Genomic DNA, 14,753 nt, shown 5'->3' on the forward strand with positions numbered 1-14,753 from the left:
GCTGCAGTCAAACACAGAAGCATGATTTGCAGGGTGTGGCATACGATGTATCCGAAATGCTGGAAGCCCTGTAATTGAACCCATCAATCATGCAAAAGGAGGTTTCAGATGAAAATTCACCATTCAATTCCCTGGCGTGACAATCTGTATCTGTTCAACTATCGAAGCGTACATACCGAGCCGGTGGAATATTTTCATTATCATGAAGGGTTGGAGATTCTGTACATTCACGAAGGCGCCGGAAGATATATCGTCGATAATCAAACGTACTCGCTGAAGCCCGGCACTTTGGTGTTGATTAAACCTTTTCAAATTCACCATATTAAAGTCATCGTACCGCCGAATTACATTCGCAGCCTGCTGAAAATCAAAGCCTCCGTCATCGAGCGTTTCCTCACCGCACTCCCGCAGCTGACAACCGCGGTTTCACAATTGCTGGATCATCCGTGGTCCAATCAGGTGTTTCATCTGTCGTCCAAGGATTCCATATATTTAGAAAATCAGTTTCTGCAATTGCATGAAATGCTGGCCAGCGTTCCGCCCAAGGCTCAGAAGGAAGTAGTTGCCTTGTTTTTATTTCATTTCTTCACCTACTTCAATAGCCATATTTACCCGCCGGATCGTAGCGGGGGTTTCAAGTATCCTGCTCCCGCTGCTTCGATCGAGCCTGTCGGCGCCATGGTAAGGTGGATCGGCAAGCACTATCATCTATCCTTCACGATTAACGAAATGGCTGCGGAGCTTCATTTCTCTCCCAGTTATTTGTCCAAGCTGTTCAAAGAGCAGATGGGCATGACCATCATCGAATATACGAACAACAAGCGCTTGGAAGAAGCCAGAACGCTTCTTGGCTTGCCGTCTCTAACAATCGAAGACGTCAGTAAACAGACCGGATTCAACTACCCCTCGTATTTTATCGCCATGTTCAAAAAAAAGTACGGTTTGACGCCTCTTCAGTATCGAATGCAGACGAAAATATGATATTTTCAAGCAGCAATGTGGTATGGGGATTGGATTATAATTAGAGCGCTTAAACAATGATTCTGATCCTTGTTAAGTGAGGTGATGTGTTTCGCACAGAAGATTTGTAAGGCAATTCATGCGACAGTACGGGAATCGTGTCCAAAATAGCGAGGAGGTTTCATGATGATCAAGCCATCCATGAAGTTTGGCATCGTATCCTTATTTTGCTTCATGCTTGTATTTGCATTCTACCCTGGTCATATTGTAATGGCGGCAACCAAAACGGTCCCGGCCGGTGACGTCGCGACGCTGCGGAGCTACCTAGCCAGCGCGAATCCCGGTGACATCATTGAAGTATCCGGGACCTACTCGGTGTCGGATGGAACCATTGCAACCTCCCGGAACGGATCGTCAGGCAATTACATTACGATTCGCGGCACGGGCAGCGGAGCCACCTTTCATTTCACCGCATCGGCAGGCAATGCGGCTTTCCATATCAAGAACAGCTATTATAAGCTGGAGAATGTGACGATCAACTCCAACTCCAAATCAAACAAAGGCCTGCTAATTGAAGCCTCTCACGGCTACGTTACCAATGTAACGGTCAAAAATACGACGGCAGAAGCGTTCAAGATTCGGAAAAACAGCCAGTACTGGCTTGTCTCGAACAGTACCGCCCATAGCGCGGGGCAAGGCGGGAAGTTCGGCGAGGGCTTCTATGTGGGGGATGCCGATCAGAACTGGACCACACTGCCGAATCCGGATCGAAGCGGATATATTACGTTCCTGAATTGCAGCGCCATACAGACCAAAAACGACGGCTTTGATTTTAAAGAGGGGACGCATCATATCAAAGTGATCGGCAGCACGGTTGACTTTCAGAACACGGTGCCAGAGTCGACCGTGGGCAACAACGGAATATTCATGCGGGCCAATGACGTACAGATCATCAACACCACCGTCAAAAACAATGCGGCCACGGGCCAAGCGTTCAGAACAAGCAAAACCACGGCCTCGGACGGGGTGTCCTACGGAAGCAATCTGGAGCTTAAGAACGTAACCGCATCGAATATTTCGGGAGGGATGATTTACACGAACTATACTTCGAACAAATTGTATACCGACTATACCATGACCGGTGTTGCCGGAGGACTCTACGCTTCCGGCTCCAAAACAGCGACTTCTTCCAATCCGTCCTCCTTCGTGGAGATGACGTGGAGCGGCGAAGGCGGAGATACTTACAGCTTCTAGCACAAAGATATGCAGGCCACCTTATGGGTTTTCTTCAGGTGGCCTGCTGCTTCATGTTTTCCTAAGCGAATAACATAATCCTCTCTCATCTCCAATGATCGGATTTACGAAGAAAATGGGCAGATCAACAACGCTTCCCGGATCGTCTCGGCCACAATATCCGCTGCCGTTTGTCCCGAAGTAAGGCCTCTGGTGCCTTGCCCCGCCCACAATGACATATACTCCGGATTATCTTGTCGATTAGCCACATTTCGGATGTCGCGGGTCACCGTATTCTGCGTAGGAAAAGGCAGCGGCTCTATGCCGCTCTCGTCCCATTGCCGGATGAATGCATTGCGGATTCCCCTTGCAGGCCGTCCCGAGAACGCTTTGGTGATCACCGTGCTCTCTTCCGTACTCTGAAGCAGCGCTTGCTTGTAAACCTCATGCGCACCCGATTCGACCGCGGTCAGGAATCGCGTCCCCATCTGAACGCCTTGGGCTCCAAGAACAAGCGAAGCTGCGAGTCCCCGTCCATCCATCACGCCTCCGGCGGCAATAACGGGGATCTTGACGTGATCCACGATTTGCGGTACCAAGGCAAACGTTCCGATCTGGGCCCCCATCGGGTGCTCCGAAATATCAAACGTTCCACGGTGTCCGCCCGCTTCGCTGCCTTGGGCAACGACGGCATTACACCCTGCCTGCTCAGCCAGCATGGCTTCGCGGACTGTGGTAGCCATCGCAACAACCCGAAGCCTAGCCGCTTTTGCTTGCTGCATATGAGGCTCATCCAGAATCCCGAATGCCGTACTGATGACAGGCACCTTTTCTTCGATCAGAACCGCGAATTGCTGCTCGAACCAATCCGGGGTTGCTACGCGGTCCTTGCCCGCATGGGGAATGCCAAGATCATCCCGCATCCGGTTTAACTCCTGTTGAACCTCTCCGATTCGCTCATGACGATCCCGGGCACCGGGCACAAAAAGGTTGACGGCAAAAGGCTGATCCGTCCGCTTGCGGATTTCCTGAATGCTGTCGCGAATGGCAGCCGGCTCCATATAAGCTGCACCCAACGTGCCGAGTCCGCCTGCGTTGGATACGGCGGCGACCAGTTCTACTGTTGTCGGTCCCCCGGCCATCCCTGCCTGCAAGAGCGGATAACGGATTTGGAACAGCTCGCACAGCTCGGTCTGCAGTTGAATGTTTATGATATCATCTACCTCCTTTAACACTACAGATATTATCCTATTAAATGAGAGAAACTTTCAAATAAAAGAAAAACGCCAATAGGCCAACCAAAAGATTCTGGATAACCTGGTAATATGAAAGCCGCTAAGCACATGAAACGTGTTTAGCGGCTTTTTATGGGTATTTTCGTCCGGGGAGACCGTTCCCCCGATGGTTATACCGTCTTCTAGGACATTTTCACCAAGCTGTAGTTTTTCTTGCCTTTGCGAATGATGATAAAGCGGCCGCCGATCGCTTGGTCGGCTGTCACCTCGTGACCGACGTCGCTGATACGCTCGCCGTTCATCGAGATGGCGCCTTTGGTAATATCCTCACGAGCTTGCCGCTTGGAAGGCTCGATGCCCAGATCCACGAGCCAGTCCACGATATTCTTCGTTTCCGGCGTAGCTTCAAATGTCGGCATCTCCTTAAATCCCTGCTCGATCTCATCGGCCGTAAGGGATTTAATATCGCCGCTGAACAAAGCCGCCGTAATGCGCTTGGCCTGCTCCAGCATCTCTTCGCCGTGCACAAATCTCGTCATTTCTTCAGCCAGCATTTTTTGCGCTTCGCGTTTATGCGGCTCGCTCTGCACCTTTTCGGCCAATTCGTCAATTTGCTCTTTGGTCAAGAAGGTGAAGTACTTCAGGTATTTCACAACGTCGCGGTCGTCGGTGTTCGCCCAGAACTGGTAGAACTCGAACGGTGTTGTTTTGTTCGGGTCGAGCCAAATCGCGCCGCCGGCCGTTTTGCCGAATTTCGTGCCGTCGGCCTTCAGCATGAGCGGTATGGTCAGGCCGAATGCTTTTGCTTCGGGTCCTTCCTTCTTCCGGATCAGATCCAGGCCGCTTGTAATGTTGCCCCATTGGTCCGATCCGCCGATTTGCAGCTGCACGTCCTCATGCTGGTACAGATGCAGGTAGTCGACCGACTGCAGGATTTGGTATGAGAATTCCGTAAACGAAATCCCGCTGTCAAGCCGGCTCGCAACCACATCCTTCGCCAGCATCGAGTTAATGCTGAAGTTCTTGCCGTAATCGCGCAGGAATTCGATAATGTTGATTTTATGCGTCCAGTCGTAGTTGTTAACCATGCGGATTTGATTGTCACCCTCGGTTACGAAGAGCTTTTTCATTTGTCCGGTCAGCGCGTCAACGTTAGCCTGAACCTGCTCCAGCGTCTGCAGGGAACGCTCGGTTTGACGCCCGCTTGGATCCCCGATGGTGCCTGTCGCGCCCCCGATCAGAATGACCGGACGATGGCCGGCAAGCTGGAAGCGTTTGAGCATGATGAAGGGAATCAGGTGACCGATATGCATGCTGTCGCCCGTTGGGTCCACGCCGCAGTACAGCGAGATGGATTTTTCATTCGTAAGCTCCCGGAGGCCTTCGGCATCCGTCTGTTGGTTGATCGCATCGCGCCATTCCAGTTCGTCGATAATATTCACAGTGTTAACACTCCTTTTAGTTCAGTAATTTCCTTATAACGAAACGTCCAACTCGTTGAAAAACAAAAAATCGCCCCTTGTCTGTATAGACATAGGGACGATTGTTAACCGTGTTACCACCCTGATTGCACGAATGATCTGCACGCTGCCGCGCGTCATTCATGCCGCTCATTAGACGAGATATCGTTCGTCGTTTCCGCTCGGCATTACCCGAGATACTCCAGAGTGTAATTCGCCGCCTTGGTGTGTACCGGGTTCCATCATCCCCCGGCTTTCTAGAACAGGGACCAAGCTGCTACTGGGCTCTTTCAACGTATGTCGCTTATAAGATTACAGACAGTATAGTGAATTCATAAATCAATGTCAACCTGCGTTTCGGACGGAAGTTCTACTTTCCCCGGCAGCATGGGTAAACGCCATTAGGCGAGCCCCCTTGGTATCAAGTGCGGCGCATGTAAGCACGAACCGTAATGGGAGCAAAGATGGCCACGATAACCGCGGCGCCAACCAAGGATATCGTGAGATCCCAGCCCACGGTGCCAGCGTTGGTGAGATCCCGAACGGCAGTCACAAGATGCGAGATCGGATTCATATTGACGAACCACTGCAGCCAGCCCGGCATCGTATCCACCGGCACGAACGCGTTGGAGAGAAACGTGAGCGGAAACAGCACGATCATCGATATCCCCTGCACGCCGGAGGCGGATCTTGCAATCACGCCGCAAAAAGCAAAGATCCAGCTAATGGCCCATGAGCACAAAATGACGACCAACCCCGCAAGCGCAACATAACCCAAGCCGTCCTCGGGCCGGTACCCCATAATATATCCCATCGTAAAGGTAAGCACTGTCGCAATGGTATACCGAATCGTGTCTGCCAGCAGGGCACCAGCCAGCGGTGCGATGCGCGCAATCGGCAGCGATTTGAATCGGTCGAATACGCCTTTATCCATATCCTCGCGCAGCTGAACGCCTGTGACGACGGAGGTCGTAATGACGGTCTGGACGAGGATGCCGGGAATGATGACGGGCAAATAACTCGCCACGTCACCGGAGATGGCGCCCCCAAAAATATAGGTGAACATCAGCGTAAAAATAATGGGCTGGAACGTGACGTCAAACAACTGCTCGGGCGTGCGCCGGAGCTTCAGCAGCCCGCGGTAGGCCATCGTCAACGAATTTCGAATCGTCTGACCCAAACTCGTGCGGTTCTTAAGCTGACGTTCCGTCCCAGGCTGAATCATGGTGCTGCTCATACCCGTGCCACCTCCCGATCATTGGATTCATAAGACTCTTGGGCAGCGTCTTCCTTCACGCCGTGGCCTGTGATCGTCAGGAATACCTCATCCAGGGTCGGCTTCTGCACGCTCATCTCGGACAAGCCGATTCCTGCCGTTCGCAGCTCAATCAACAGGTCTGTAACAAGACCCGCATTAGCCATCGGCGCCGTGATCTTTCCGGCTTCCGGCGATACATTGGCATGGACGCCTAACACTTGTTCCACGGTATGGCGGGCGCGATCCATGTCAACCGAATCCTCGACAGTCAAATGCAGCGAGGAAGTGCCTACCGACATCTTCAATTCATCGGCCGTACCCTCGGCCACAACCCGGCCGTAATCGATAACGGCGATGCGGTCTGCCAGCTGGTCCGCCTCCTCGAGATACTGCGTGGTCAGCAATACCGTTGAACCGGTATTCACCAATCGGCGGATCGTATCCCACATCTGGGAACGCGTCCTTGGATCCAGCCCCGTCGTCGGCTCATCCAGGAAGATGAGCGGCGGCTGGGCAATCAGGCTTGCCGCCAGATCCAGCCTTCTCCGCATGCCGCCGGAGAAATTTTTTAGCGGCCGCTTCGCGGCTTCCGACAAACCGAATTCCTCGAGCAGCTCTTCCGCCTTGCGCCTTGCCTCCTTACGCCCCAAACCAAGCAAACGGGAGAATATAATCAGATTCTCCGTAGCGCTGAGCGATTCGTCCACCGACGCGTATTGGCCGGTTACCCCGATCAACTGACGGACAATCTGCGATTCCGCCTGCACGTCATGTCCGAAGATTCGGGCCGAACCCGCATCCGGTCTTAGCAAGGTCGCCAGCATCCGGATGGTGGTTGTCTTGCCTGCCCCATTCGGGCCAAGCACACCGTAGATTGTTCCGGTACGCACGCTCAGATCCACGCCATCCACGGCGCGGTTATCGCCGAATGTTTTGACCAGTCCGTAAGCCTCAACGGCCAAGTCGCCAGGTTTTGGTTCTAATTTCTTTTTGTATGCATGCTCCATTATGATTTCCTCCTCTTCGCTAATGGATGATGATTGAATCGTAGCACCCCTATTTAAACGGAATGTAAACCGGGAAAAGAATGGGCTCTTTATGAAAATGATCCCCATTCGATAAGAATTCGCGTGTTACTCCGAATGCTTCTGACGGTAAACAAAAAAAAGCGACAGCACAGAAACACCTTCTGCACTGCCACTTTATTCTTTATCTAAACGGGAAACCTCTCCGCCAACAATCTGCCGCTGACTCGCATCTTCTTCGTCAACAGCTAAGCCTTCGGCCACTTATACAAGCGTGATTAAAGGTCTTCCCCATCCTGATCCATCGTATATTTCAACTGCATGATGATATTCTGTTCGTGATCTCCAAACTGGCGACCGAACAGATTCAGCCCTCCTTGATTGACGGCATCGGGCTTAATGCCGATACGCAGCCGCAATTTGGGACTCTCGGAAAGATTCAGCTCAGCCAATGTAACACCCGACACTTTCTCCATATCCAGCGTCGTCTTCTCATGATCGACCCGCCAAGTCTTGAGAAACCCGTACTGCGTTGCCCAATCATACCACCAATTCGGGTTCAGCTTGCCGCGCCGATCTCCGAAATCCCCGGGGCTTGTCCACATACCGATTTCAACGCCATTGACCCACACGGAAATATTCGAAGGCCAGTTATGATCATAATTGGGCGCCTCGGAACACATCTCCATGGACAATTCAAGCGATTCGATGCGGGCTCCGGCCGGAATATCCATCGGCATCAAATATTCCAAATATCCCTTGCGCAGCCAGATGATCTGGGCATTAACATGCTTGGGATGGTAAAAGCTCGCCGGCTCGTCTTCCTTTATGATATATCCGTCGGCATTCGCCATTCCGCATGTCGGCGATACTTCGCAATCGCTGTAATGGCCAATCGGCATCTCTACTTCATAGACATGCGTTACTCCTTTGGGTACCGAATTCCTCAAATTCAACGCAATATGAATATCATCATAATTCCGGCTGCAGACCTTCATGGCCCCACGTGACGCCGGAAGCAATTCCGTATTAATTAACTCAGCCGCTTCCAACACTTTGATATTGCTCGCTACCGTCGAAACGGGGAGTTTGAGCTTCTCGGCGATTTCAATGATATTCAAGTTCTTGGAATTCAAGAGCCTTAGAATATCAACCCGAGAACGTGTTGACAAGGCATGGGCTACCGTGACCAATCTTTCCGGGTCGTTAAAACCAAGTTCCAGCACAAATCTGCTCTCCTTTAAACATATTCATTACAATAATTTTACTTCTTAATGAAATGAAAAACAATCACACTGGAAAGGCTTACACCAGCCATTTTACTGCCTCTTGCCATACGGCATCATATAGCCGGACATAGCAAACCATGACTTTCATAGCCAGAAATGGCCTCCGGGAGAACCGGAAGCCATCCATGATCAAGCTAACAACTCTTTATTTATCGGCCCACTATGCCATCGGCTGTGTCCTAATTCGCAGGCTTGATGTCAATAAAGTCGATTTCTCCGTATCCCTCACCTTTTGAAAAACGTATCGTGTTCACGCCGGCCTTCAACTGAATCCGCGCCGTGGACAGTCCCCAGTTCTCCCATCCTTTATTCGTGATATGGAACTTGCTCGCCGTACCGGCATTTACGCTGAGCATGAGATGGGACCAATTCCCCCCGGCTGTCCCGTTCGCCGTGCGGGCGAGCAGAATGTATTCGCCTGCCGACGCGGCATGAACCGTGAATTCCACATAACTCTCCGGCGTATCGATATGCCCGGCCTTCATGCCTCCCGAGCCGTTAGGGCTCTGAGATGCATAGGCGATACCGCCGAATGTCCCTTCCTCACCTTCGTAACGGATATGCGCTGCTTCGCCGGAAGGCAATGTTATCGGGGCATTCGGATTCACCGGGACGCCGAGATTTGGCGTGTTGTCGGCATGCCACGTGAATTTCTGCATTCGAACCTCGCGGTTCCACCCGGCATTATTGTATTTGGCGACATGATAGAGTATCCAGTCCTCCGTACCGTCGGGCGACTTGGTGAACGAATGATGACCCGGTCCGTACAAACCGTTACCGGACTTGAATATAGGCTGGCTGCGTTTGCTCCATGATGCCGGATTCAGCAGATCGCTGGTTGCGCTGGCCGTGATGAGGCCCAGGCAATAGTCGTTCGTCCAGCTCCCGCTTGCCGAGTATACCAGATTGATGAGACCGTTTCGCACAATCACCTGAGGCCCTTCGTTTACGTGCGGGGAATGGTTCGTTTCCCAGCTGTGGGTTGGCCTTGCGATTTCAACGCGATTCGAATCGATCGTCCAGGGATTGCTCATGCGGGCGATATACAAATTCTGCCGGACATTGGTGTCGCCTTCCCAGCCGGACCATATAAAATACAGCTGACCGCCTGTTTGCAGCACCGTGCCGTCAATGGCCCATTTGTTCGTCGGGTCCGTAATCTGACCTTTGTACTGCCAGGTTCCCTGCGTCGGGTCCGCCGACGTGTTCTCCATGACATACATGCGGTGGTTGACGTTATCCCCGTCATCCTTGGCATAGTAGATATACCAGGCGCCATTGATGTAATGCAATTCCGGAGCCCAGATGCTGCAGCAGCCCGTTTCCACGACCCTCGTCGGAGCTGCATCAATGGTCGTAAGCTGTGCGGACTTCCATATGGTCACATTTCCGCCGGTCGTTTTTGTGAAGTAGTAAAAGCCGTCGGTGTGTTTATATACCCATGGATCCGCGCCCTCCTGCATGACCACGTTGTAGAAGTTATTTTGAAGCGTAGCCGCATGTGTCGCCTGACCCATAGGAAGAATAAGGAATGCGCATATCGTGAGCAATAATTTATTCCGGTAATTCACCTTCATCCTTCGTCACGTTCCTTTCGGATAATATGCAATCATACACCATGCAGAAATGAAACACCGCCTACTTCGATAACGGTCATGATAACGGCTCAGTCTTCAATCGCGGCCTTACGGGAATTGATGCGGCGAATCACGTCGGGATCGAATTTTGGACGTCTGTCATAGGTATACAATCCGTTCACTTCCTGCTCCACGTCGTACAGCTGGGTATAACAAAAACCGAACATCATCGGATGATCCAGCAGCGCATTCGTTAAGCCCGCATAACGCGTTAGAAACGCCTCTTCGGATGTCGGCCTGTCGCCGTAACCCCAAGACTTCTCGTCTTTTTGGTCCGGATTCCACCATATGCCGCCATATTCGCTGATGAAGTAAGGCTGGCCTTCATACTTCTGCCGATTCGGGAAGCTATTGTACACCTCTCCACCGTTCTTCATCGGCTCATATCGCTGCTTGAACGTCTCCGGGTTCTGGTCGTAATCATGGATATCGAAAATATCCGTCACGACATGGAAGTTGCCGCTCGTATCAATCACAGGACGCGTCGGGTCCATTTTCTTCGTAACCTCGTATACAATGCGCAGTACGTCGTTATTTTGCTTGGAGCCGTCCCGGTCCCACGTCTCGTTGAAAGGACACCAGCCGATGAGGGCCGGATGATTGAAATCGCGCTCCATCCCTTCGAGCCATTCCGGCAGAAAATGGGACAACCCCTCCGCCGTGGTAATGTCAAGCCCCCAATTCGCATGCTCTCCCCATACCAGATACCCTAACCGGTCAGCCCAATACAGAAAGCGCGGTTCGAACATCTTCTCGTGAAGCCTTGCGCCGTTAAAGCCGAGTCCCATCGAAATTTCGATATCTTTGCGGAGATCCTCATCGCTTGGCGCGGTGTAGACCCCATCCGGATAGAAGCCTTGATCCAGCACAAGTCGTTGAAATACGGATTTGCCGTTGATGCGGAAGGCCATTCCGTCCAGCATGACGGTTCGGAGCCCAAAATAGGATTGGACGGTGTCGCACACCTGATCCTGTCCTTGCAGGGATAATTCCAGATCGTACAGCCTGGCCTGACCCACCTCCCACAAGTGAACCTCCGATAATGGAATGGTAAGTTTGACGTACGGCCCGGATACGACGGCACTCGCATTCCCTACCGCTTTCCCTTCATACAGGGCGGATGCGGTCAGTTTATGACCTGCTGCGTTCCCGTTGATCTTAATCTCGAGGTGGGCACAGCCATTATCCGGGTCACCCACCAGCTTCATGTCGGACATATAGACCTGCGGCACTTGCTCCAGCCATACCGTCTGCCAAATCCCCGTCGTACGGGTATAATCGCAGCCATGCGAGTGGAAGCGTCCGCTTTGTTTCCCGCGCGGCTGGCGTCCGGAACGGACGTCATCCTCCGCACAGACGGTAATTACGTTCTTGCCCGGTATCACATGCGAGGTGATATCCAAGCTAAAGGGCGTATATCCCCCGCGATGCGATCCTACGGATACACCGTTAACCCATACTTCCGCCTCGTAATCCACAGCCCCGAAGTGAAGCAGGATGCTGCCTTCCCATGCTTCAGGCACGGTAAAATCCCGCTTATACCATACGGCTGCCATGAAATCCTTATATTCAACACCGGACAGCTTGCTTTCGGGGCAGAAAGGAACGGTGATCGTTCCGGACAGATCATGTCCCGGCTCATGGAATCCGCGCTCCTTCCCGCTTTTCCCATGATCGATTTCGAATTGCCAAGAACCGTTCAGATTGATCCAGTCGGGTCTTACCCATTGCGGACGGGGGTACTCCGGACGCGGCAGTGTTAATTCAGTCATGTTTAACTCCTTCTTATATGTTTAATTTGTCGGCATTTATCTTTCTGCCGACTGTCACCTGCGGCTTTTAGCCTTGGCTTTCCTTCACATACAGCCTGCTGGTCTCTTCCCAGATTTCATTCGGTTCAAGGCTGAAACATCCGATCTCTTCAGCTTCCAAGTCCATATTGGGTGCATTGACCAGATTGATCTGCGGCTCAGGGCAAAAGAAACCCTCGGTCGCTTCGTTGTTCCAGATCATCCATTGCTTATAGGAGGTGCCTACGTCATAGACCAGCCTCAGTTTCTTCGCCCCATCGGTAAGCTCCATCCGGTTTCTTCCGTTTTGGGGCTCGGCGGTATAATGATTGTCCATCCTTTCAAAGAAAGGATAAACACCTGCTCCTTGCATGGCTTGCTCGTTCGCCGACAGCTCCTGGTGGGAGCCGGTGGGCAGCATTCGACCATCCAGCTCCCATCGCTTCCCGACGGTCAGCTTTAAACGGTAATCCCGGGCGTCGCCTCCCTCGGTAAATGGCGCATTAACGGACGTATGAAACGCCAGCAGACACGGCATGGCTTCTTGGCCTGTATTGGTGATCGTTACCCGCTGGGATAACCCCTGCCGGCTTAAGCCGTACCGAAGCTGAATATGGAAACGGAACGGGAAGTTCCGGAATACCGGATGCCGTTCATCCACGCGGACAGACACGGTCACATAAGCCTCCTGCCCGGAATGCCCGTATTCATCGACCTCCCATGGAATATTGTACAGAAATCCATGCAGATGATGACCGGTTGCCTCTTCATTCACCGGCAGCTGATGGACTTTGCCGTTCCAACGGAACCGGCCATCTTGATACCGGTTCGGGGGAAACAACACCGGAATGCCATGAATCATCGGCCTTGCTTTGAACGCCGGCATTTCGTCAAGTGTCGGTTCATGCAGAAACCGGCAGCCCTTATCGAGATCCCGGAACGATATCAAATTCCCGCCGATATCCGGAAGCATGATAGCCTCATAACTCCCGGCTCTTAAATAAACTGCTTTCTCGTTATGGTATACTCCTTCATAAGCATTCGTCCCGTCCATTTCTCCACCTCCTATTGCCCTGTCATGATGCTGCGTATGGTTTCAAGCGGCGCCTTGGGCTTGCGGTCATACGTCAGCAAGCCGTTGATCTCCTGCTCGACATCCGTCAGCTGCGTGTAGCAGTATCCCTGGATCACCGGGGAAGAGAACATTGGATCCACTACGGCCTTAAGCCGGATCAGGAAGTCCTCCTCGTTCTCGGCTCCGGAATATCCCCAGCCTTCCCAATCGCTCTTCTTGAAGGCAATGCCGCCAAACTCCGACACCAGAATGGGTTGGCCTTCATAGGAAGCACCGCCAACGAATATCCTCCGGTTGGCCGGCATGGCTTCCACCGCCGACGCGGCTGATGCATACCGTTCTTCCAGCACTTCCTGGCGGCTCTCATAGTCGTGAATGGTGACCAAGTCCGTGGTCATATGCTCCCATCCATCGTTATAAACAACCGGCCTGCTATCGTCCAAAGACTTCGTTAAATGATACATCGCAAGCCCATGCTGCTGCTGACGCTTATCCAGCTGAACATTCGGAACTCCCCAGCTCTCATTGAGCGGAACCCAGGTTATGATGCAAGGATGGTTATAGTCCCGTTCGATGATCTCCTGCCATTCCGCTGTGAAGCGGCGAACATACGACTCGGAATATTCATATGCGTTGGCCGCCTCGCTCCATAACAGCAGGCCGAGCTTGTCGCACCAGTACAGAAACCTGGGGTCCTCCGTCTTCTGGTGCTTTCTCACGCCGTTGAATCCCATTTCCTTCGCCAGCTCCACATCGCGCTTCAAAGCCTCGTCCGACGGCGCCGTTAGGATTCCCTCAGGGAAATACCCTTGATCCAGCACGAGCCTTTGAAAATACGGACGGTTATTCAGGCATAGCTTGCCGTTCTCGATCGATACCTTCCGCATCCCGAAATAGCTGGATACTTGATCGACGACGTTCTCATCCTGAACAAGGCGGAATTCGATGGTATACAGGTTCGGATGCTCAGGGCTCCACAGACGTCCCAGACCATGATCCGTAAAATCACTCAAACCTATGGTGCGCAGCTGCTCCCCGTCTCGGATTGCATATTGATCTTCGGCAACCCGTTCACCCTTATACGATACGGTGATCTGCAGCTTGAGATTCTCCATCGACTTGTAACCCTCAAGGAGGGTCCGAATGCGAATTTCGTTCCGGTCAATGTCGGGTGTCATCCTTATTTTGCTCAGATGCACCGGGGATACCGGCTCCAGCCACACGCTCTGCCAGATGCCGGTCGTACGGGTATAGAAAATGCTTGCCGAATGCTCAAGCCAGTATTGTTTGCCTCGCGGCAGGGTGACGTCGCGGCTGAAATCCTCCGCCCGCAGCACGATCGTGTTGCTTCCTTCCCCGAGCGCGGCCGTAATGTCCGCCTGGAACGGCGTATGCCCGCCTTCATGCATCGCCACTAAATGCCCGTTTACCCACACTTTGGCCAAATAATCCACGGCTCCGAAATGAAGCACAATCCGCTTCCCGTTCCAGTCCTGCGGCACGTCGAACGTTCTGCGGTACCATACCACATCATGAAAGGAAGGGTCACCGATGCCGCTCAGCTTGCTTTGGAACGTAAAGGGCACGTTGATTTTCCGCGTGAAGGTAGCCTTCGCTTCCACCCGATGCCACCCTGCATCCTCGCCGATGGCTTCATCATCAAAACTGAAATCCCATTCGCCATTGAGGGTTAACCACTCTTTGCGCTGAAACTGGGGTCTCGGATATTCATTGCGAATCGTTTGTGTCTTGCTAACTTCTGTCGTCAAGATGCAACTCACTCCTAATGAT

At 52.4% G+C, this 14,753-nt stretch carries 11 protein-coding genes and 1 other annotated feature; of the genes, 2 read left to right on the forward strand and 9 right to left on the reverse strand.

What is annotated here, in order from left to right; all coding sequences use genetic code 11:
- The first annotated feature begins 108 nt into the window (after positions 1-108).
- Entirely contained in the window at positions 109-981 is an 873-nt protein-coding gene (locus AC0VZ8_RS24850) for a helix-turn-helix transcriptional regulator (protein ID WP_475484753.1), read from the forward strand.
- Positions 982-1,143: 162 nt separating this feature from the next.
- Positions 1,144-2,214: a hypothetical protein gene (locus AC0VZ8_RS24855; RefSeq protein WP_475484754.1), complete on the forward strand. Its 1,071-nt coding sequence runs from the start codon at positions 1,144-1,146 to the stop codon at positions 2,212-2,214.
- Between the two features lie 104 nt (positions 2,215-2,318).
- Here the strand turns inward: AC0VZ8_RS24855 and AC0VZ8_RS24860 are convergent, their stop codons facing one another.
- The 9 genes from AC0VZ8_RS24860 to AC0VZ8_RS24900 form a co-directional block, all read right to left on the reverse strand.
- Positions 2,319-3,404 (reverse strand): NAD(P)H-dependent flavin oxidoreductase, encoded by a 1,086-nt coding sequence (locus AC0VZ8_RS24860; protein WP_475487756.1) that lies wholly within the window; start codon positions 3,402-3,404, stop codon positions 2,319-2,321.
- A gap of 206 nt (positions 3,405-3,610) precedes the next feature.
- On the reverse strand, positions 3,611-4,870 hold the full coding sequence (tyrS, locus tag AC0VZ8_RS24865; RefSeq protein ID WP_100538678.1) for a tyrosine--tRNA ligase: 1,260 nt from the start codon (positions 4,868-4,870) through the stop codon (positions 3,611-3,613).
- Positions 4,871-4,960: 90 nt separating this feature from the next.
- Positions 4,961-5,191, reverse strand: a binding site (T-box leader).
- A gap of 118 nt (positions 5,192-5,309) precedes the next feature.
- Entirely contained in the window at positions 5,310-6,125 is an 816-nt protein-coding gene (tetB(58), locus tag AC0VZ8_RS24870; RefSeq protein WP_475484755.1) for a tetracycline efflux ABC transporter Tet(58) subunit B, read from the reverse strand.
- Positions 6,122-7,153, reverse strand: a complete 1,032-nt coding sequence (gene tetA(58), locus AC0VZ8_RS24875; RefSeq protein ID WP_475484756.1) for a tetracycline efflux ABC transporter Tet(58) subunit A — start codon at positions 7,151-7,153, stop codon at positions 6,122-6,124. Before tetA(58) ends, tetB(58) begins: the two co-directional genes overlap by 4 nt.
- 296 nt (positions 7,154-7,449) lie before the next feature.
- Positions 7,450-8,397, reverse strand: a complete 948-nt coding sequence (locus tag AC0VZ8_RS24880; protein ID WP_071223304.1) for an ArsR/SmtB family transcription factor — start codon at positions 8,395-8,397, stop codon at positions 7,450-7,452.
- Positions 8,398-8,639: 242 nt separating this feature from the next.
- Positions 8,640-10,037 carry a family 43 glycosylhydrolase gene (locus AC0VZ8_RS24885; RefSeq protein WP_475484757.1) on the reverse strand — a complete coding sequence of 466 codons (1,398 nt, stop codon included), beginning with the start codon at positions 10,035-10,037 and terminating at the stop codon, positions 8,640-8,642.
- Positions 10,038-10,126: 89 nt separating this feature from the next.
- Positions 10,127-11,869, reverse strand: coding sequence for a glycoside hydrolase family 2 protein (locus tag AC0VZ8_RS24890; protein WP_475484758.1), 1,743 nt, complete (start codon positions 11,867-11,869; stop codon positions 10,127-10,129).
- Positions 11,870-11,936: 67 nt separating this feature from the next.
- The gene (locus tag AC0VZ8_RS24895; protein ID WP_071223307.1) at positions 11,937-12,941 is read right to left on the reverse strand and encodes an aldose 1-epimerase; all 1,005 of its coding nucleotides are present in this window, start codon (positions 12,939-12,941) and stop codon (positions 11,937-11,939) included.
- A gap of 11 nt (positions 12,942-12,952) precedes the next feature.
- Entirely contained in the window at positions 12,953-14,731 is a 1,779-nt protein-coding gene (locus tag AC0VZ8_RS24900; RefSeq protein WP_475484759.1) for a glycoside hydrolase family 2 protein, read from the reverse strand.
- Positions 14,732-14,753 lie beyond the last annotated feature (22 nt).

It is taken from the genome of Paenibacillus sp. QJM3NY_38 (assembly GCF_056173265.1).

What these genes read in the sequence shown, in the direction of transcription:
- AC0VZ8_RS24850 (WP_475484753.1), top strand. Translation starts at nt 109, where the DNA reads ATGAAAATTCACCATTCAATTCCCTGGCGTGACAATCTGTATCTGTTC.
- AC0VZ8_RS24855 (WP_475484754.1), top strand. Translation starts at nt 1,144, where the DNA reads ATGATGATCAAGCCATCCATGAAGTTTGGCATCGTATCCTTATTTTGC.
- AC0VZ8_RS24885 (WP_475484757.1), bottom strand. Translation starts at nt 10,037, where the DNA reads ATGAAGGTGAATTACCGGAATAAATTATTGCTCACGATATGCGCATTC.
- AC0VZ8_RS24890 (WP_475484758.1), bottom strand. Translation starts at nt 11,869, where the DNA reads ATGACTGAATTAACACTGCCGCGTCCGGAGTACCCCCGTCCGCAATGG.
- AC0VZ8_RS24895 (WP_071223307.1), bottom strand. Translation starts at nt 12,941, where the DNA reads ATGGACGGGACGAATGCTTATGAAGGAGTATACCATAACGAGAAAGCA.